General features: G+C 46.1%; 20 protein-coding genes. All 20 read left to right on the top strand.

What is annotated here, in order from left to right:
* Positions 1-58 precede the first annotated feature (58 nt).
* Positions 59-193, top strand: a complete 135-nt coding sequence (rpmH, locus tag R7Z47_RS21120) for a 50S ribosomal protein L34 (protein ID WP_005378825.1) — start codon at positions 59-61, stop codon at positions 191-193.
* A gap of 46 nt (positions 194-239) precedes the next feature.
* On the top strand, positions 240-563 hold the full coding sequence (gene rnpA, locus R7Z47_RS21115) for a ribonuclease P protein component (RefSeq protein ID WP_005394102.1): 324 nt from the start codon (positions 240-242) through the stop codon (positions 561-563).
* Entirely contained in the window at positions 530-787 is a 258-nt protein-coding gene (yidD, locus tag R7Z47_RS21110) for a membrane protein insertion efficiency factor YidD (protein ID WP_005378822.1), read from the top strand. The genes rnpA and yidD overlap by 34 nt, the downstream gene beginning before the upstream one ends.
* A 2-nt stretch (positions 788-789) precedes the next feature.
* Positions 790-2,412, top strand: a complete 1,623-nt coding sequence (gene yidC, locus R7Z47_RS21105) for a membrane protein insertase YidC (RefSeq protein ID WP_005383834.1) — start codon at positions 790-792, stop codon at positions 2,410-2,412.
* Between the two features lie 130 nt (positions 2,413-2,542).
* Positions 2,543-3,904 carry a tRNA uridine-5-carboxymethylaminomethyl(34) synthesis GTPase MnmE gene (gene mnmE, locus R7Z47_RS21100; RefSeq protein WP_213867295.1) on the top strand — a complete coding sequence of 454 codons (1,362 nt, stop codon included), beginning with the start codon at positions 2,543-2,545 and terminating at the stop codon, positions 3,902-3,904.
* A 100-nt stretch (positions 3,905-4,004) separates the two neighbouring features.
* Complete coding sequence (gene mioC / locus R7Z47_RS21095) at positions 4,005-4,439, top strand: FMN-binding protein MioC (RefSeq protein ID WP_005378900.1); 435 nt, start codon at positions 4,005-4,007, stop codon at positions 4,437-4,439.
* A 477-nt stretch (positions 4,440-4,916) separates the two neighbouring features.
* On the top strand, positions 4,917-6,812 hold the full coding sequence (gene mnmG, locus R7Z47_RS21090; protein ID WP_005378901.1) for a tRNA uridine-5-carboxymethylaminomethyl(34) synthesis enzyme MnmG: 1,896 nt from the start codon (positions 4,917-4,919) through the stop codon (positions 6,810-6,812).
* Positions 6,812-7,447 carry a 16S rRNA (guanine(527)-N(7))-methyltransferase RsmG gene (gene rsmG, locus R7Z47_RS21085; RefSeq protein WP_005378902.1) on the top strand — a complete coding sequence of 212 codons (636 nt, stop codon included), beginning with the start codon at positions 6,812-6,814 and terminating at the stop codon, positions 7,445-7,447. Before mnmG ends, rsmG begins: the two co-directional genes overlap by 1 nt.
* 10 nt (positions 7,448-7,457) lie before the next feature.
* Positions 7,458-8,231 (top strand): ParA family protein, encoded by a 774-nt coding sequence (locus R7Z47_RS21080; protein ID WP_005383838.1) that lies wholly within the window; start codon positions 7,458-7,460, stop codon positions 8,229-8,231.
* Between the two features lie 24 nt (positions 8,232-8,255).
* Complete coding sequence (locus tag R7Z47_RS21075) at positions 8,256-9,137, top strand: ParB/RepB/Spo0J family partition protein (RefSeq protein WP_005383840.1); 882 nt, start codon at positions 8,256-8,258, stop codon at positions 9,135-9,137.
* Between the two features lie 189 nt (positions 9,138-9,326).
* Positions 9,327-9,716 (top strand): F0F1 ATP synthase subunit I, encoded by a 390-nt coding sequence (locus tag R7Z47_RS21070; protein ID WP_005378921.1) that lies wholly within the window; start codon positions 9,327-9,329, stop codon positions 9,714-9,716.
* 8 nt (positions 9,717-9,724) lie between these two features.
* Positions 9,725-10,537, top strand: a complete 813-nt coding sequence (atpB, locus tag R7Z47_RS21065) for a F0F1 ATP synthase subunit A (protein ID WP_005378922.1) — start codon at positions 9,725-9,727, stop codon at positions 10,535-10,537.
* Positions 10,538-10,594: 57 nt separating this feature from the next.
* On the top strand, positions 10,595-10,849 hold the full coding sequence (atpE, locus tag R7Z47_RS21060; RefSeq protein WP_002540812.1) for a F0F1 ATP synthase subunit C: 255 nt from the start codon (positions 10,595-10,597) through the stop codon (positions 10,847-10,849).
* A 74-nt stretch (positions 10,850-10,923) separates the two neighbouring features.
* A complete protein-coding gene (atpF, locus tag R7Z47_RS21055) occupies positions 10,924-11,394 on the top strand; it encodes a F0F1 ATP synthase subunit B (protein ID WP_005378929.1) in 471 nt (156 codons plus the stop codon).
* Positions 11,395-11,408: 14 nt separating this feature from the next.
* A complete protein-coding gene (gene atpH / locus R7Z47_RS21050) occupies positions 11,409-11,942 on the top strand; it encodes a F0F1 ATP synthase subunit delta (protein WP_017635596.1) in 534 nt (177 codons plus the stop codon).
* Positions 11,943-11,955: 13 nt separating this feature from the next.
* Positions 11,956-13,497 carry a F0F1 ATP synthase subunit alpha gene (gene atpA, locus R7Z47_RS21045; protein ID WP_005378931.1) on the top strand — a complete coding sequence of 514 codons (1,542 nt, stop codon included), beginning with the start codon at positions 11,956-11,958 and terminating at the stop codon, positions 13,495-13,497.
* A 44-nt stretch (positions 13,498-13,541) separates the two neighbouring features.
* Positions 13,542-14,408 carry a F0F1 ATP synthase subunit gamma gene (atpG, locus tag R7Z47_RS21040; protein WP_005378932.1) on the top strand — a complete coding sequence of 289 codons (867 nt, stop codon included), beginning with the start codon at positions 13,542-13,544 and terminating at the stop codon, positions 14,406-14,408.
* Positions 14,409-14,443: 35 nt separating this feature from the next.
* Positions 14,444-15,847: a F0F1 ATP synthase subunit beta gene (gene atpD / locus R7Z47_RS21035; protein ID WP_005383849.1), complete on the top strand. Its 1,404-nt coding sequence runs from the start codon at positions 14,444-14,446 to the stop codon at positions 15,845-15,847.
* Positions 15,848-15,865: 18 nt separating this feature from the next.
* Positions 15,866-16,288: a F0F1 ATP synthase subunit epsilon gene (locus tag R7Z47_RS21030; RefSeq protein WP_005378937.1), complete on the top strand. Its 423-nt coding sequence runs from the start codon at positions 15,866-15,868 to the stop codon at positions 16,286-16,288.
* A gap of 149 nt (positions 16,289-16,437) precedes the next feature.
* Positions 16,438-17,799: a bifunctional UDP-N-acetylglucosamine diphosphorylase/glucosamine-1-phosphate N-acetyltransferase GlmU gene (glmU, locus tag R7Z47_RS21025; protein ID WP_262607082.1), complete on the top strand. Its 1,362-nt coding sequence runs from the start codon at positions 16,438-16,440 to the stop codon at positions 17,797-17,799.
* The last annotated feature ends 29 nt before the right edge of the window (positions 17,800-17,828 follow it).

Below are 17,828 nucleotides of genomic sequence, written 5' to 3'. Positions count from 1 at the left end.
AATACCCACGCCGGGTTTAACAAGAACCTAAAACTACTGATCAGTAAAGGTAATTATCATGAAACGCACTTTTCAACCTACAGTTCTAAAGCGCAAGCGTACTCACGGCTTCCGTGCTCGCATGGCAACTAAGAACGGTCGTAAAGTTATCAACGCACGTCGTGCAAAAGGCCGTGCGCGCCTATCAAAATAATCGCTAGTTTATTTTGAACACGTACGCGTTTAATCGGGAGTTACGTTTGTTAACTCCCGAGCATTATCAAAACGTCTTCCAGCAAGCTCATCGAGCTGGCTCGCCTCATTTCACCATCATTGCTCGCAATAACAAACTTTCTCACCCACGATTAGGTTTAGCGGTTCCCAAAAAGCAAATCAAAACGGCTGTCGGTCGTAACCGATTTAAGCGTTTGGCTCGTGAAAGCTTTCGTAACAATCAACATCAGCTTCCAAACAAAGATTTTGTTGTGATTGCGAAAAAAAGCGCGCAAGATTTAAGCAATGAGGAAATTTTTAAGTTGTTTGATAAGCTATGGCAACGCCTGTCTCGCCCTTCACGTGGATAGCCATTGGGCTCGTTTATCTGTATCGCTGGTTTATCAGCCCTTTGATTGGTCCTCGTTGCCGGTTCACACCAACCTGTTCCACTTACGCGCTAGAAGCTTTGAGAGCTCACGGTTTTGTAAAAGGATGTTGGTTATCAGGCAAACGTCTATTAAAATGCCACCCTTTGAATGAAGGGGGGTATGACCCCGTTCCACCAGTCCAAAAACAAGACAGAGATAACTAACGATGGATTCTCAACGTAATATCCTGCTCATCGGTTTGGCCCTGGTTTCTTTTTTGCTGTTTCAACAATGGCAAGTTGCAAAGAATCCAGAACCTCAAGCAGTTGAACAGGCTCAATCAAGCAGCACTCTACCTGCACCATCTTTTGCTGATGAACTTGACCCAGTTCCTGGTCAACAGCAAGCTTCTGCAAAAACTATCACAGTAACGACTGATGTTTTAACTCTGTCGATCGACACCGTTGGTGGCGATGTGGTACATGCCAACCTTAACGAATACTCTGCTGAGTTAGATTCATCAGATTCCTTTGTTCTGCTTAAAGACGCTCAAGGTCACCAATTTATCGCTCAAAGCGGTCTAGTGGGTCCTCAAGGTATCGACTTGAGCAGCACAAATCGCCCTCACTACAACGTAAGTGCAGACAGCTTCACAATGGCTGACGGTCAAGATGAACTTCGCGTTCCGATGACATTCACTGCAAACGGCATCGAATACACCAAAACTTACATCTTTAAACGCGGCAGCTACGCGCTTAATGTTGAATACGATGTAGTGAACAACTCAGGCAACAACGCAACATTTGGTATGTACGCTCACCTACGTCAAAACCTAATGGACGATGGTGGTAGCATCACAATGCCTACTTACCGTGGTGGCGCATACTCAACAGAAGATACGCGTTACAAGAAGTACAGCTTTGATGATATGCAGGATCGCAACCTGTCTCTTAACCTAGCCGATGGCCAAGGTTGGGCAGCAATGATTCAGCACTACTTTGCCGCAGCTTGGATCCCACGTAACGAACCAGGTACTAACCTATACACTCGTGTAATTGGCAACCTAGGCGACATCGGCGTTCGTATGCCAAACAAAACTATCGCAACAGGCGATCAGGCTAAGTTTGAAGCAACACTTTGGGTTGGTCCAAAACTGCAAGATGAAATGGCAGAAGTGGCACCTAACCTAGACCTAGTAGTGGACTACGGCTGGTTATGGTTCATTGCGAAGCCTCTTCATATGTTGCTTTCATTCATCCAGAGCTTTGTTGGTAACTGGGGTGTGGCAATCATCTGTCTGACCTTCATCGTTCGTGGTGCAATGTACCCACTAACAAAAGCGCAATACACGTCTATGGCGAAAATGCGCATGCTACAGCCTAAGCTGCAAGCAATGCGTGAGCGTATCGGTGATGACCGTCAGCGCATGAGCCAAGAAATGATGGAACTGTACAAGAAAGAGAAAGTGAACCCACTAGGTGGTTGTCTACCTCTTATCCTACAGATGCCTATTTTCATCGCACTATACTGGGCGCTAATGGAATCGGTAGAGCTACGTCACTCACCATTCTTCGGTTGGATTCATGACCTTTCAGCGCAGGACCCTTACTACATCCTGCCTCTACTGATGGGTGCGTCTATGTTCCTAATCCAGAAGATGAGCCCGACAACGGTAACGGATCCAATGCAGCAGAAGATCATGACCTTTATGCCGGTTATGTTTACCTTCTTCTTCTTGTTCTTCCCATCAGGTCTCGTTCTGTACTGGTTGGTGTCGAACATCGTAACGCTTATCCAGCAAACTCTGATCTACAAAGGATTAGAGAAAAAAGGCTTACACAGCAAGTAACCTTTTAGGAAATGATTGAGAAAGGCGGCCAAAAGGTCGCCTTTTTGTTTTTGGCTGATTACAATTCAGCTAATTAATTGTGATGGCTCCCTAGGTATCTTCCCTATAGCCCAGCTCAAAAGGCAAAATTATGACTACAGATACGATTGTCGCTCAAGCGACCGCGCCTGGTCGTGGCGGTGTCGGTATTATTCGAGTTTCTGGCCCTAAAGCCAACCAAGTGGCGTTAGAAGTCACTGGCAAAACACTAAAGCCCCGCTACGCAGAGTACCTGCCGTTTAAGTCAGAAGATGGCACTGTGCTTGATCAGGGCATCGCACTGTACTTCCCTAACCCGCATTCATTTACCGGTGAAGACGTACTTGAGCTGCAAGGCCATGGCGGCCCTGTCGTGATGGATATGCTGATAAAACGCATTCTAGGTATAGATGGTATTCGAGCTGCTCGCCCTGGTGAGTTCTCTGAACGCGCATTTCTGAACGATAAACTCGACCTCGCTCAAGCCGAGGCGATCGCAGACCTCATTGATGCCAGTTCTGAAGAAGCAGCAAAATCGGCACTGCAATCCTTACAGGGCGCATTTTCAGGCCGCATTAATACCTTAGTTGAGTCGCTGATTCATTTGCGTATCTATGTTGAAGCAGCCATCGACTTCCCTGAAGAAGAGATCGACTTTTTGGCCGACGGTAAAGTGGCTGGTGACCTACAAGCCATCATCGACAACCTAGATGCGGTGCGCAAAGAAGCTAACCAAGGCGCTATTATGCGTGAAGGGATGAAAGTCGTGATTGCGGGTCGTCCAAATGCGGGCAAATCAAGCCTGCTGAACGCACTATCGGGTAAAGAGTCTGCAATCGTAACCGACATCGCAGGAACCACGCGTGATGTACTGCGTGAGCACATCCATATTGATGGCATGCCACTACACATCATTGATACAGCAGGTTTGCGTGATGCTTCCGATGAAGTAGAGAAAATCGGTATCGAACGTGCGTGGGATGAAATAGCCCAAGCAGACCGCGTGTTGTTCATGGTAGATGGCACAACAACCGATGCCACCGATCCGAAAGATATCTGGCCAGATTTTGTGGATCGCCTACCAGACAACATTGGCATAACGGTGATCCGTAATAAAGCGGATCAAACGGGTGAAGATATGGGGATCTGCCACGTCAATAACCCTACCCTTATCCGTTTGTCAGCGAAGACTGGTTCAGGGGTTGAAGCTCTGCGCGATCATCTCAAGGAGTGTATGGGCTTCTCTGGCAACAGTGAAGGTGGGTTTATGGCTCGTCGTCGTCATCTCGATGCATTAGAACGTGCCGCACAGCACCTTCAAATAGGCCAGGAGCAGCTTGAAGGCTATATGGCTGGTGAAATATTGGCTGAAGAGCTACGCATCACCCAACAACATCTCAATGAGATTACCGGTGAGTTCAGTTCTGACGACTTACTGGGACGAATCTTCTCTTCATTCTGTATCGGGAAGTAAATAATCGAACGCGCGGTGCTGAGCTTAACTCACACCGCGTTTCTTTTTGTACGGCAAGCCATCCATGAGCTTTAGCCGTCGCATTCAATAAGGAAGAAGTATGATCCACATTATTACAGGCAGCACGTTAGGTGGCGCAGAATACGTAGGGGATCACCTGAGTGATCTACTCAACGAGAATGGATTTGAAACAACGATCCACAACCAGCCTTCCCTCAGTGATATCGAAAATCAAGGTACGTGGTTGGTGATCACCTCTACACATGGAGCTGGTGAGTATCCTGATAATATCCAACCTTTTATCGCAGCATTACAAAATACACCGCCAAAAATGACTGATGTAAAATTTGCGGTGATTGCGATTGGTGACTCTAGCTACGATACGTTCTGTGCCGCTGGTCAACACGCTTATGATTTATTAGAGGATATTGGTGCAACCCCTCTCGCAGATTGCTTTAAAATCGATGTACTGAGCCATGATGTGCCAGAAGACGCCGCAGAGATGTGGTTAAAAGAGAATATCGAACGTTTTTAAACTCACGACTTTCCCTTCAACAGAGTCGAAATTCGGCTCTGTTTTCTCCCATGTGAATAACTCCCACCAAATTATTTTGTTTAACCGCTCAAAAACCAACCAAACAGACTGTGGATAACTACAATAAGATCCAGTGATTTTCCTTTAGTTATCCCAATAACAACTTTGATCAATTTTACCCCCTGTGTATAACCACCACTTTTGATCCCAGGTAATCCTCGATCTGATCCAATCATGATCACAAGATATGATCCAAAGAAGATCCATGATCTTGTTGATCATTTTTAGGTTATCCACAGAAACGGTCGATCCTAATAGTAGATCTAATAAAAGATCATATATATAGATCTTATATATATTTATCTTGAAGCTTAAAACGGATAAAACGAGAAAACGTTTTTCTCTCTGGCATAAAGCAGGTAAAATACGGCTCCTTTATCTGTCCATTAAATCCCTTTGAATACCTGAGGTCAGTTCATGCTTTATCACGAAAACTTTGACGTCATTGTTGTCGGTGGCGGACACGCAGGAACGGAAGCCGCGCTCGCATCTGCACGCACAGGACAAAAAACGCTTCTCCTTACCCATAACATCGATACATTAGGCCAGATGTCTTGTAATCCGGCGATCGGTGGTATTGGTAAAGGTCACTTAGTAAAAGAAGTAGATGCTATGGGCGGTTTGATGGCTGAAGCCATCGACCATGCAGGTATTCAGTTTCGTACACTAAATGCCTCCAAAGGTCCTGCAGTACGAGCAACTCGAGCTCAAGCCGATCGCGCTCTGTACAAAGCGTACGTTCGTAATGCATTAGAAAATGCGCCTAACTTAACGTTGTTCCAGCAATCAGTTGATGATCTGATTGTTGAACAAGATCGCGCAGTTGGTGTGGTAACTCAAATGGGACTTCGCTTCCATGCGAAAGCCGTTGTGCTAACCGTGGGTACCTTCCTTGGTGGTAAGATCCACATAGGTATGGAAAGCTCGTCTGGTGGTCGTGCCGGGGATCCACCATCGATCGCATTAGCGGATCGACTGCGTGAACTGCCGTTCCGTGTGGATCGTTTAAAAACAGGTACTCCACCGCGCATTGATGCTCGTACTGTTGATTTTTCAGTGCTAGAAGCTCAGCACGGTGATAACCCAACGCCTGTATTCTCGTTCATGGGCAAACGTGAACAGCATCCGCGTCAGATTCCATGTTTCATCACCCACACCAATGAACAAACTCACGATGTGATCCGCAGTAACTTGGATCGCAGTCCAATGTACGCAGGTGTGATTGAAGGTATTGGTCCTCGTTACTGTCCGTCTATTGAAGACAAAGTGATGCGTTTCGCTGACAAAAACAGCCACCAAATCTTCATTGAGCCAGAAGGCCTAACCACGCACGAGTTATACCCTAATGGTATCTCGACCAGCTTGCCATTTGATGTGCAAGTACAAATCGTGCGCTCAATGAAAGGGTTTGAAAATGCACACATCGTTCGCCCAGGTTATGCGATTGAATATGATTTCTTCGATCCACGTGATTTGAAGCAAACGTACGAGACGAAGTTCATCCATGGTTTGTTCTTTGCTGGCCAGATTAATGGTACGACTGGCTACGAAGAAGCCGCAGCGCAAGGCTTGATGGCGGGCCTAAACGCAAGCTTGTTTAGCCAAGACAAAGAAGGCTGGAGCCCACGTCGTGACCAAGCTTACATGGGCGTGTTGATTGATGACTTATCGACCATGGGTACCAAAGAGCCGTACCGCATGTTCACTTCTCGTGCGGAATACCGCCTGCTACTTCGTGAAGATAACGCCGATTTACGTTTAACGGAAAAAGCGCGCGAGCTAGGCTTGATTGATGATGTTCGTTGGGCTCGCTTTAACGAGAAAATCAACAATATGGAAACGGAGCGTCAGCGTTTGAAAGCAACGTGGATGAATCCGAAGTCAGAGGGTGTTGATGAGTTGAACAAGCTGCTGAAAACCCCAATGGCCCGTGAAGCGAGTGGTGAGGATCTTCTGCGTCGTCCAGAGATCACTTATTCGCAACTGACGCAACTTGAAGCGTTTGCTCCTGCTCTTGAAGATCAGCAAGCGGCTGAGCAAGTTGAAATTCAAGTGAAATACGATGGTTACATCAAGCGTCAGCAGGAAGAGATCGAAAAATCACTGCGTCACGAAAATACCAAGTTACCTGCTGATTTGGATTACCGCGATGTAAAAGGTTTATCAAACGAAGTCGTTGCTAAACTGAGCGAGGCCAAACCAGAGAGCATCGGTATTGCATCACGCATTTCTGGTATTACGCCTGCTGCAATTTCTATTCTACTTGTTCACTTGAAAAAGCATGGTTTGCTGAAGAAAGGTGAGGAAGAATAATGAGCGCATTGCGAACAAAGCTGGATTCACTGATCGCGAAAACCGATTTGGAAGTGTCAGAACAGCAACGAGAGCAGTTAGTTGGTTATGTCGAACTGCTCGACAAATGGAACAAAGCATACAATTTAACATCGGTACGTGATCCGCTTGATATGTTAGTGAAACATATTCTTGATAGTATCGTTGTAAGCGCACACCTGCCCGGTGAGCGCTTCATTGATGTTGGTACTGGTCCGGGGTTACCGGGCATCCCTTTGGCAATCATGAACCCTGAGAAAACCTTCTTTTTGCTCGACAGTCTTGGCAAACGCATCCGTTTTATCAAGCAAGTTGTGCACACATTAGGGCTGAAAAACGTGACACCAATTCAAAGTCGCGTCGAAGAATTCCAGCCTGAAGAAAAATTTGATGGCGTTTTGAGTCGAGCTTTTGCTTCAATGACAGACATGGTGGAATGGTGCCACCATTTGCCGAAACAAGAGCACGGGGTGTTTCTAGCGCTGAAAGGACAGCACCCTAAAGATGAAATGGATCAGCTTCCTGAATGGTGCAGTGTGACAGAGATCATATCTTTGGCTGTTCCTGAGTTGGAAGGTGATCGTCATCTAGTAATCTTATCGCGCAAGGAAAATTAGCGAGGTAATCGTGGGTAAAATTGTAGCAATCGCCAACCAGAAAGGTGGGGTCGGCAAAACAACAACGTGCATTAACTTAGCGGCTTCGATGGCGGCAACAAAGCGCAAGGTTTTGGTGATCGATCTCGACCCGCAAGGCAATGCTACGATGGCCAGTGGCGTGGATAAGTATATGGTCGACGCCACTGCATACGATCTTTTGGTTGAAGATACACCGTTCGATCAAGTCGTTTGTACCCAAACAACAGGGAAGTATGATTTGATCGCGGCGAACGGAGACGTGACCGCGGCAGAAATCAAATTGATGGAAGTTTTCGCTCGTGAAGTGCGTCTAAAAAATGCATTGTCGTCAGTTCGCGATAACTATGATTTCATCTTTATTGATTGTCCTCCTTCTCTAAACCTTCTTACAATCAATGCGATGGCGGCAGCTGACTCTGTGCTGGTGCCGATGCAATGTGAATACTTTGCGTTAGAAGGTTTAACTGCTCTTATGGATACAATCAGCAAGTTAGCGGCTGTCGTGAATGAAAACCTCAAAATCGAAGGTTTATTGCGTACCATGTACGACCCACGCAACCGCTTATCGAATGAAGTATCCGATCAACTTAAAAAACACTTTGGGAATAAAGTTTACCGTACTGTCATTCCGCGTAATGTTCGTTTGGCTGAAGCACCAAGTCACGGTAAGCCTGCAATGTACTACGATAAGTACTCCGCAGGTGCCAAAGCGTATCTTGCTCTAGCGGGCGAAATGCTCCGCCGCGAAGAAATCCCAGTTTAACTCTAACCTAAGGAATTCAATCCCATGTCTAAGCGTGGTCTCGGAAAAGGACTGGATGCGTTATTGTCGACCAGTTCGTTTGCTCGTGAAAAACAGCATATTGCATCGCATAGCCAAGAATTATCGGCAGACGGTGAGTTAACCGATTTAGCGATTGGTCAATTGCAGCCGGGCGTATACCAACCGCGTAAAGATATGGCGCCTGAAGCGCTAGAAGAACTAGCGGCTTCGATTCAATCACAAGGCATTATTCAACCAATCGTGGTTCGCCAGGTCGAAAATGGTCAGTTTGAGATCATCGCAGGTGAGCGCCGCTGGCGTGCTGCAAGGCAGGCGGGTTTAAAACGCGTGCCGTGTTTGGTGAAAAAAGTTGAAGATCGTGCCGCCATCGCCATGGCGTTGATTGAAAACATTCAACGTGAAGACTTGAATGTGATTGAGGAAGCCCAAGCGCTTGAGCGTCTACAAGATGAATTCACGCTGACACATCAGCAAGTGGCCGATGTGATTGGTAAATCAAGAACGACGGTGAGTAACCTATTACGTCTGAATCAGTTGGAAGTTGATGTAAAAGGTCTGGTTGCAGATAAAAAATTGGAAATGGGTCATGCTCGAGCTCTGTTAGCGTTAGAAGGCGAACAGCAAGTCGAAGTAGCTCAACAAGTGGCTAAGAAGCAAATGACTGTTCGCCAAACCGAACAGTTAGTAAAAAAGTGCTTAGCCCCACAAAATGAGCAAAAAGGGCAACAAGAGGATACCGAAGCCGAGCAAATGTCGCATAAATTGAGTCAGCTGCTTGATGCAAAAGTTTCTCTTACCCGTTCTGCAAACGGAAAAGCGAAATTGACGATAAGTCTTGATGAGCCTCACAAATTGGACCAACTAATTGCCAAGCTTGAGGCCTAGATGAGATAATTGATTTAGGTCAATTAATCTAATTAATCGAATTTTGTGCGAAAGTTGTCGTTTTGTAAACAAAACTGTAAGTTTTTGATGCAATCGAATTGCTTTACGTTGAACTGAACGTATAATTTTCGCCAATTTCCCAGCACAGAGAGTTAAGTGCGAAGTGGATATTACTAGAGGTACGAATACATGGTAGCTGCGTTAGCTAGACCAGGACGAGAGCTCGCAAGGCAATTGTTAATGATCCAGTCTGGCGCGGTTATTTTTGTGGCAGCAGGAATGGCGGTAGCCATAAATCCTGACTGGGGATTTTCAGCGCTGATTGGCGGAGGCATTTTTGTTGTTGCCAATGCAGTATTCGCGCTGTGTGCTTTCATGTTTAGTGGAGCTCGCGCTGCCAAGCGCATCGCTGCTTCCTTCTATACGGGTGAAGTACTGAAAATTCTCATCACGGTTGCACTGTTCTATGTTGCCTACATGTATATGCAGGTGGAACTTGTTCCCCTCAAACTAACCTATTTGCTGGTACTAGGTATTAATATCTGTGCACCAGTGCTATTCATTAACAACAAAAAATAGGATGAGTTATGGCTGCGCCAGGTGAAGCGCTAACATCGTCCGGTTACATTGCCCACCACCTTTCTAACCTATCGCTATACAAGTTGGGTTTAGTAGGGTCGGAGACAAGTTTCTGGAACGTACATATCGATAGCCTGTTTTTTTCTTGGTTTACTGGTTTAATTTTCCTCGGAATTTTTTACAAAGTAGCAAAGAGAACAACAGCGGGTGTACCGGGTAAGCTTCAGTGTGCTGTAGAAATGATCGTTGAATTTGTCGCCGATAACGTCAAAGACACGTTCCATGGACGCAACCCACTGATCGCGCCTTTAGCACTGACTATCTTTTGTTGGGTATTTTTGATGAACGTGATGGACTTAGTTCCTATCGACTTCTTACCATACCCAGCAGAGCATTGGCTAGGTATTCCTTACCTTAAGGTTGTACCGTCTGCTGATGTGAATATCACCATGGCTATGGCTCTAGGCGTTTTTGCATTGATGATTTACTACAGCATCAAAGTAAAAGGTCTAGGTGGATTCGCAAAAGAACTTGCACTACATCCATTCAATCACCCACTGATGATTCCGTTTAACCTACTAATTGAAGTGGTATCGCTATTAGCGAAACCTCTATCACTTGGTATGCGTCTATTCGGTAACATGTTCGCGGGTGAGGTTGTATTCATTCTTTGTGCGGCAATGCTACCATGGTACTTACAATGGATGGGTTCACTACCGTGGGCAATCTTCCATATCTTGGTTATTACGATTCAAGCCTTCGTATTCATGATGTTGACAATTGTTTACCTGTCAATGGCACACGAAGATCCTGATCATTAATTTTTTTAAAGCTTTTTATTTGGGCACTAAGCCAACAACTATAAATTGGAGATAGTAATGGAAACTTTACTGAGCTTTTCTGCAATCGCCGTAGGTATTATCGTCGGTCTTGCTTCTCTTGGTACAGCGATTGGTTTCGCACTGCTAGGTGGTAAATTCCTAGAAGGTGCTGCACGTCAACCAGAAATGGCTCCTATGCTACAAGTTAAGATGTTCATCATCGCGGGTCTACTTGATGCGGTTCCAATGATCGGTATCGTAATCGCGCTACTATTCACTTTCGCAAACCCATTCGTTGGTCAACTAGGTTAATCACCTTTAACTCGGGACGGGCGATTATCGCTTGTCACTGATTAACACTAAGTCCAAATAGAGGGGTAGCTGTTGTGAACATAAACGCAACTCTGCTAGGTCAAGCAATCTCGTTCGCACTATTTGTGTGGTTCTGCATGAAGTATGTATGGCCACCATTGATGCAAGCGATCGAAGAGCGTCAGAAGAAAATTGCTGATGGTCTTCAAGCAGCAGAACGTGCTGCGAAAGACTTGGATCTAGCACAAGCCAACGCTTCTGATCAATTGAAAGAAGCGAAGCGCACAGCAACTGAGATCATCGAACAAGCGAACAAACGTAAGTCTCAAATTCTTGATGAAGCTCGCGAGGAAGCTCAGGCAGAACGCCAGAAAATCCTAGCGCAAGCAGAAGCAGAACTTGAAGCTGAACGCAATCGTGCACGCGATGAGCTGCGCAAACAAGTTGCTACTCTGGCTGTAGCTGGTGCTGAGAAAATCCTTGAGCGTTCTATCGATAAAGATGCGCAAAAAGATATTCTCGACAACATTACTGCAAAACTTTAAGTCTGGGGGCGCATATGTCTGATTTGACTACTATCGCACGCCCCTATGCTAAAGCAGCCTTCGACTTTGCTTTAGAGAAAGACCAGTTGGACCAATGGGGCCAAATGTTATCTTTTGCTGCTGAAGTGGCCAAAAACGAACAAATGAACGAACTACTAACGGGTTCGGTTTCTGCTGACAAAATGGCAGAAATTTTTGTTGCAGTTTGCGGCGAACAAGTTGATGCGCACGGTCAAAACCTTTTGAAGGTAATGGCTGAGAATGGTCGTTTAGCGGCCCTTCCTGATGTTTGCACGGAGTTTTTTACTCTGAAAAAAGAACATGAGAAAGAAATTGATGTTGAAGTAATTTCAGCAACAGAGCTTTCTGATGAACAACTTGCAAACATTGGCAGCAAACTTGAAAAGCGTCTTGAACGCAAAGTGAAGCTGAATTGCAGTGTAGATGAGACCCTACTTGGTGGGGTTATTATTCGAGCCGGAGACCTAGTCATCGATGACTCAGCGCGTGGTCGTTTGAACCGCCTGAGCGATGCATTGCAGTCTTAATGGGGATTGGAGCATGCAACTTAATTCCACGGAAATTAGCGATCTGATCAAACAACGTATCGAATCTTTCGAAGTTGTTAGTGAAGCTCGCAACGAGGGTACTATCGTATCGGTAAGCGATGGTATCATCCGCATCCACGGCCTAGCGGACGTGATGCAAGGTGAAATGATTGAATTACCGGGTGGCCGTTATGCACTGGCACTTAACCTTGAGCGTGACTCGGTTGGTGCGGTTGTAATGGGCCCATATGCTGACCTTAAGGAAGGCATGAAAGTTACAGGTACTGGCCGCATTCTTGAAGTGCCAGTTGGTCCAGAACTACTAGGCCGCGTAGTAAATACGCTGGGTGAGCCTATCGATGGTAAAGGTCCAATCGAAGCGAAAATGACTTCGCCTGTAGAAGTGATCGCACCAGGTGTAATCGACCGTAAATCGGTAGACCAACCTGTGCAAACTGGTTATAAGTCAGTTGACTCAATGATCCCAATCGGTCGTGGTCAGCGTGAGCTTATCATCGGTGACCGTCAGATTGGTAAAACAGCACTGGCGATCGACGCGATCATCAACCAGAAAGACTCTGGTATTTTCTCTATCTACGTAGCAATCGGTCAGAAAGCATCGACTATCGCTAACGTTGTTCGCAAACTAGAAGAGCACGGCGCACTACAAAATACTATCGTTGTAGTTGCATCAGCTTCTGAATCTGCAGCGCTTCAATACCTAGCGCCTTACGCAGGTTGTGCGATGGGTGAATACTTCCGCGATCGCGGTGAAGACGCACTGATTGTTTACGATGATCTATCTAAGCAAGCGGTAGCTTACCGTCAGATCTCTCTACTACTTAAACGTCCACCAGGCCGTGAGGCATTCCCAGGTGACGTATTCTACTTACACTCGCGTCTACTAGAGCGTGCAGCTCGTGTAAACGAAGAGTACGTAGAGCGTTTCACTAACGGTGAAGTGAAAGGTAAGACTGGTTCTTTGACTGCTCTTCCTATCATCGAAACTCAAGCAGGTGACGTTTCAGCATTCGTACCGACTAACGTAATCTCGATTACCGATGGTCAGATCTTCCTACAAACTGAGCTATTCAACGCTGGTGTTCGTCCTGCTGTTGACCCTGGTATCTCAGTATCTCGTGTAGGTGGTTCAGCTCAGACGAAAATCATCAAGAAACTATCAGGTGGTATCCGTACAGCACTAGCTGCATACCGTGAACTAGCGGCATTTGCTCAGTTCTCTTCTGACCTTGATGACGCAACGAAGAAACAGCTAGACCATGGTCAAAAAGTTACAGAACTAATGAAGCAGAAGCAGTACGCTCCAATGTCTGTATTTGACCAAGCTCTAACTATCTTCGCGGCAGAGCGCGGTTACCTTGATGATGTAGAACTTAACAAAGTTCTAGATTTCGAGGCGGCTCTACTATCGTACGCTCGCGGTCAATACGCTGAACTAGCAGCTGAGATCGACAAGTCTGGCGCTTACAACGATGAAATCGAAGCTCAGTTGAAGAAACTGACTGACGACTTCAAAGCAACCCAAACTTGGTAATTAGGTCGGTGGCAGTTTCTGCCACCAACTAACGGAGAGTAACGATGGCCGGCGCAAAAGAGATACGTAATAAAATCGGTAGTGTTAAAAGCACTCAGAAAATTACGAAAGCGATGGAAATGGTAGCAGCTTCAAAAATGCGTCGTTCTCAAGATGCAATGGAAGCTTCTCGTCCATACGCTGAAACAATGCGTAAAGTGATCGGTCATGTGGCTAACGCAAACCTAGAGTACCGTCATCCGTACCTAGAAGAGCGTGAAGCTAAACGTGTTGGTTACATCATCGTTTCGACAGACCGTGGTCTGTGTGGTGGTTTGAACATTAACGTGTTCAAAAAAGCCGTTACAGACATGCAAGCATGGAGAGAGAAAGGTGCTGAGATTGAGCTAGCCGTTGTTGGCTCAAAAGCAACAGCTTTCTTTAAACATGGTGGCGCAAAAGTTGCGGCACAGGTTTCTGGTCTTGGAGATAATCCAAGCCTACAAGACCTAATCGGCTCTGTTGGCGTAATGCTGAAGAAATACGATGAAGGTGAACTGGACCGTCTATATGTAGTATTCAACAAGTTTGTTAATACTATGGTTCAGCAACCAACGATCGATCAATTGCTACCTTTGCCTAAATCGGACAGTGAAGAGATGCAGCGTGAGCATTCATGGGACTACATCTATGAGCCTGAACCAAAACCTCTACTGGATACGCTATTAGTGCGTTACGTAGAGTCTCAGGTATACCAAGGTGTGGTTGAGAACCTTGCTTGTGAGCAAGCGGCTCGAATGATTGCGATGAAGGCTGCAACGGATAACGCAACCAGTTTGATTGACGATTTGGAACTTGTGTACAACAAAGCCCGTCAGGCTGCGATTACACAAGAACTATCAGAAATCGTTGGTGGTGCAGCTGCGGTTTAAGCTTAGGTAAAACGAAATAGTTTAGAGGATTAACGATGGCTACAGGTAAGATCGTACAGATCATCGGTGCGGTAGTCGACGTAGAGTTCCCACAGAGCAATGTACCTAGTGTATATGACGCTCTAAACGTAACGGACTCAAAAGAGCGTCTAGTTCTTGAAGTTCAACAACAGCTAGGCGGTGGCGTAGTTCGTTGTATCGTAATGGGTAGCTCTGATGGTTTACGTCGTGGAGTAGAAGTGGTTAACACTGGCGCTCCAATTTCAGTACCAGTAGGTACTAAAACTCTAGGTCGTATCATGAACGTCCTAGGTGACGCGATTGACGAGCGTGGTGAAGTGGGTGCGGAAGAGGTTTACTCTATCCACCGTAGTGCACCAAGCTACGAAGAGCAATCAAACGAAATTGCACTTCTAGAAACGGGCGTTAAAGTAATCGACCTAATTTGTCCATTCGCTAAGGGTGGTAAAATCGGTCTATTCGGTGGTGCAGGTGTAGGTAAGACCGTTAACATGATGGAACTTATCAACAACATCGCACTACAGCACTCAGGTCTATCAGTATTTGCTGGTGTTGGTGAGCGTACTCGTGAAGGTAACGATTTCTACTACGAGATGCAGGAAGCGGGCGTTGTAAACGTTGAGAAGCCTGAAGAATCAAAAGTAGCGATGGTTTACGGTCAGATGAACGAGCCACCAGGTAACCGTCTACGTGTTGCACTGACTGGTCTAACAATGGCAGAGCGTTTCCGTGACGAAGGTCGTGACGTACTACTGTTCATTGATAACATCTACCGTTACACACTTGCAGGTACAGAGGTATCAGCACTACTAGGTCGTATGCCTTCTGCGGTAGGTTACCAGCCAACTCTTGCAGAAGAGATGGGTGTACTTCAGGAGCGTATCACGTCAACGAAATCAGGTTCTATCACGTCTGTACAGGCGGTATACGTACCAGCGGATGACTTGACTGACCCGTCTCCAGCAACAACGTTCGCGCACTTGGATGCAACGGTTGTACTTAACCGTAACATCGCTGCAATGGGTCTATACCCTGCGATCGACCCGCTAGATTCAACATCTCGTATGCTTGATCCACTAGTAGTAGGTCAAGATCACTACGAAGTTGCTCGTGGTGTTCAGCAGACTCTTCAGCGCTACAAAGAGCTGAAAGATATCATTGCTATCCTAGGTATGGACGAGCTATCTGAAGAAGATAAGCAAGTTGTATCTCGTGCACGTAAGATTGAGCGTTTCCTAACTCAGCCTTACCACGTAGCAGAAGTATTTACAGGTGACCCTGGTATTTACGTACCTCTAAAAGAGACTCTACGTGGCTTTAAAGGTCTACTAGCTGGTGAATACGACGACATTCCTGAGCAGGCATTTATGTACTGCGGTAGCATCGACGATGCTATTGAGAATGCGAAGAAGCTATAAGGCTAACTAGGAGGCGATATGGCAGCAATAACCTTTCACCTAGACGTAGTAAGCGCTGAGAAGAAAATCTTCTCTGGTCGTGTTGAAACGTTTCAGGTGACCGGTAGCGAAGGTGAACTTGGTATTTTCCATGGTCACACACCGCTGCTGACCGCTATCAAGCCTGGTATGGTGCGTATTGTGAAACAGCACGGCCACGAAGAAATTATTTATGTTTCTGGTGGTATGGTAGAGATTCAGCCTGGTACAGCGACTGTACTAGCTGATACAGCTATCCGTGGTGAAGAGCTAGACGCAGCGAAGGCAGAAGAAGCCAAACGCCGCGCTGAGGAGCAAATCCAGAATCAGCATGGTGACATGGACTTCGCACAAGCGGCCAGTGAACTGGCTAAAGCCATTGCTCAGCTACGAGTTATCGAGCTGACAAAAAAGCGTCGCTAAGCTCAATTAGCAACGTTGCATGAAAAAAGGCGGCCAATTGGTCGCCTTTTTGATTAATTTTAGTTGGAAATTTACCTTACTCCATTAACTATTTTAAAAGAGCTGTTTAAAATAACGGCCAATTAACATAAAACGTCAATAGGTTATCAATGAAATTCAGTGCTGTGATTCTTGCAGCGGGTAAAGGTACCCGTATGCATTCGAACATGCCTAAAGTGCTACACACTTTGGCAGGCAAGCCAATGGCAAAACATGTTATCGATACATGTACAGGTCTTGGCGCACAAAACATCCACTTGGTCTTTGGTCACGGTGGTGATCAAATGCAAACCACTCTTGCAGAAGAGCCTGTAAATTGGGTGCTTCAAGCGGAGCAGTTAGGGACAGGTCATGCGGTTGATCAAGCATCTCCTCGCTTTGAAGACGATGAAAAAATCCTCGTGCTTTACGGTGATGTTCCACTGATTTCAGCTGAAACGATTGAAAACCTATTAGATGCACAGCCAACAGGCGGTATTGCACTACTAACAGTGATTCTAGATAACCCGACAGGCTACGGTCGTATTATCCGTAAGAATGGTCCTGTTGTGGCGATCGTTGAGCAAAAAGATGCAACAGAAGAACAAAAACAAATTAAAGAGATCAATACTGGCGTGATGGTTGCGACTGGTGGGGATCTTAAGCGTTGGTTGTCTGGCTTAAACAACAACAACGCACAAGGCGAATATTACCTAACTGACGTTATTGCAGCTGCACACGAAGAAGGTCGTGCCGTTGAGGCTGTACACCCAGTCAATGCCATTGAGGTGGAAGGGGTCAATGACCGCGCACAGCTTGCTCGTCTAGAGCGTGCTTTCCAGTCAATGCAAGCTCAGAAGCTACTAGAGCAAGGTGTCATGCTACGCGATCCAGCACGCTTTGATTTGCGTGGTGAGTTACAGTGCGGTATGGACTGTGAAATCGACGTGAATGTTATCGTCGAAGGTAAAGTTTCACTGGGTGATAACGTGGTTATCGGTGCGGGTTGTGTACTGAAAGATTGTGAAATCGACGACAACACCATCGTTCGCCCTTACAGTGTGATTGAAGGTGCAACGGTTGGTGAAGAATGTACGGTTGGTCCATTTACTCGCCTTCGTCCTGGTGCTGAAATGCGTAACGATTCCCATGTGGGTAACTTCGTTGAAGTGAAAAATGCGCGCATCGGAGAAGGTTCAAAAGCGAACCACCTAACTTACTTAGGTGATGCAGAGATCGGTCAACGTACTAACATCGGTGCAGGTACTATCACTTGTAACTACGATGGTGCGAACAAGTTTAAAACCATCATCGGTAATGATGTTTTTGTTGGTTCTGATAGCCAGCTGGTGGCGCCTGTCACTATCGCTGATGGCGCAACCATCGGTGCTGGCACGACACTAACAAAAGATGTTGAAGAAGGTGAGTTAGTAATTACTCGCGTCAAAGAGCGCAAAATTATTGGCTGGCAGCGTCCTGTAAAACAGAAATAAGCATTACCTACACTCTGTCTCTATATTGT

This window comes from Vibrio sp. 1641, from assembly GCF_033339995.1.
Classification (GTDB): Bacteria; Pseudomonadota; Gammaproteobacteria; order Enterobacterales; family Vibrionaceae; genus Vibrio; species Vibrio alginolyticus.
The sequence above is the reverse complement of the archived record's forward strand: the minus strand, read 5'-3'. Positions and strand labels throughout refer to the sequence as shown.

What these genes read in the sequence shown, in the direction of transcription:
- yidD (WP_005378822.1), top strand. Translation starts at nt 530, where the DNA reads ATGGCAACGCCTGTCTCGCCCTTCACGTGGATAGCCATTGGGCTCGTT.
- glmU (WP_262607082.1), top strand. Translation starts at nt 16,438, where the DNA reads ATGAAATTCAGTGCTGTGATTCTTGCAGCGGGTAAAGGTACCCGTATG.
- mnmG (WP_005378901.1), top strand. Translation starts at nt 4,917, where the DNA reads ATGCTTTATCACGAAAACTTTGACGTCATTGTTGTCGGTGGCGGACAC.
- mnmE (WP_213867295.1), top strand. Translation starts at nt 2,543, where the DNA reads ATGACTACAGATACGATTGTCGCTCAAGCGACCGCGCCTGGTCGTGGC.
- R7Z47_RS21070 (WP_005378921.1), top strand. Translation starts at nt 9,327, where the DNA reads ATGGTAGCTGCGTTAGCTAGACCAGGACGAGAGCTCGCAAGGCAATTG.
- atpH (WP_017635596.1), top strand. Translation starts at nt 11,409, where the DNA reads ATGTCTGATTTGACTACTATCGCACGCCCCTATGCTAAAGCAGCCTTC.
- atpG (WP_005378932.1), top strand. Translation starts at nt 13,542, where the DNA reads ATGGCCGGCGCAAAAGAGATACGTAATAAAATCGGTAGTGTTAAAAGC.
- R7Z47_RS21030 (WP_005378937.1), top strand. Translation starts at nt 15,866, where the DNA reads ATGGCAGCAATAACCTTTCACCTAGACGTAGTAAGCGCTGAGAAGAAA.
- rpmH (WP_005378825.1), top strand. Translation starts at nt 59, where the DNA reads ATGAAACGCACTTTTCAACCTACAGTTCTAAAGCGCAAGCGTACTCAC.
- R7Z47_RS21075 (WP_005383840.1), top strand. Translation starts at nt 8,256, where the DNA reads ATGTCTAAGCGTGGTCTCGGAAAAGGACTGGATGCGTTATTGTCGACC.
- yidC (WP_005383834.1), top strand. Translation starts at nt 790, where the DNA reads ATGGATTCTCAACGTAATATCCTGCTCATCGGTTTGGCCCTGGTTTCT.
- atpA (WP_005378931.1), top strand. Translation starts at nt 11,956, where the DNA reads ATGCAACTTAATTCCACGGAAATTAGCGATCTGATCAAACAACGTATC.
- atpE (WP_002540812.1), top strand. Translation starts at nt 10,595, where the DNA reads ATGGAAACTTTACTGAGCTTTTCTGCAATCGCCGTAGGTATTATCGTC.
- rsmG (WP_005378902.1), top strand. Translation starts at nt 6,812, where the DNA reads ATGAGCGCATTGCGAACAAAGCTGGATTCACTGATCGCGAAAACCGAT.
- mioC (WP_005378900.1), top strand. Translation starts at nt 4,005, where the DNA reads ATGATCCACATTATTACAGGCAGCACGTTAGGTGGCGCAGAATACGTA.
- atpD (WP_005383849.1), top strand. Translation starts at nt 14,444, where the DNA reads ATGGCTACAGGTAAGATCGTACAGATCATCGGTGCGGTAGTCGACGTA.
- atpB (WP_005378922.1), top strand. Translation starts at nt 9,725, where the DNA reads ATGGCTGCGCCAGGTGAAGCGCTAACATCGTCCGGTTACATTGCCCAC.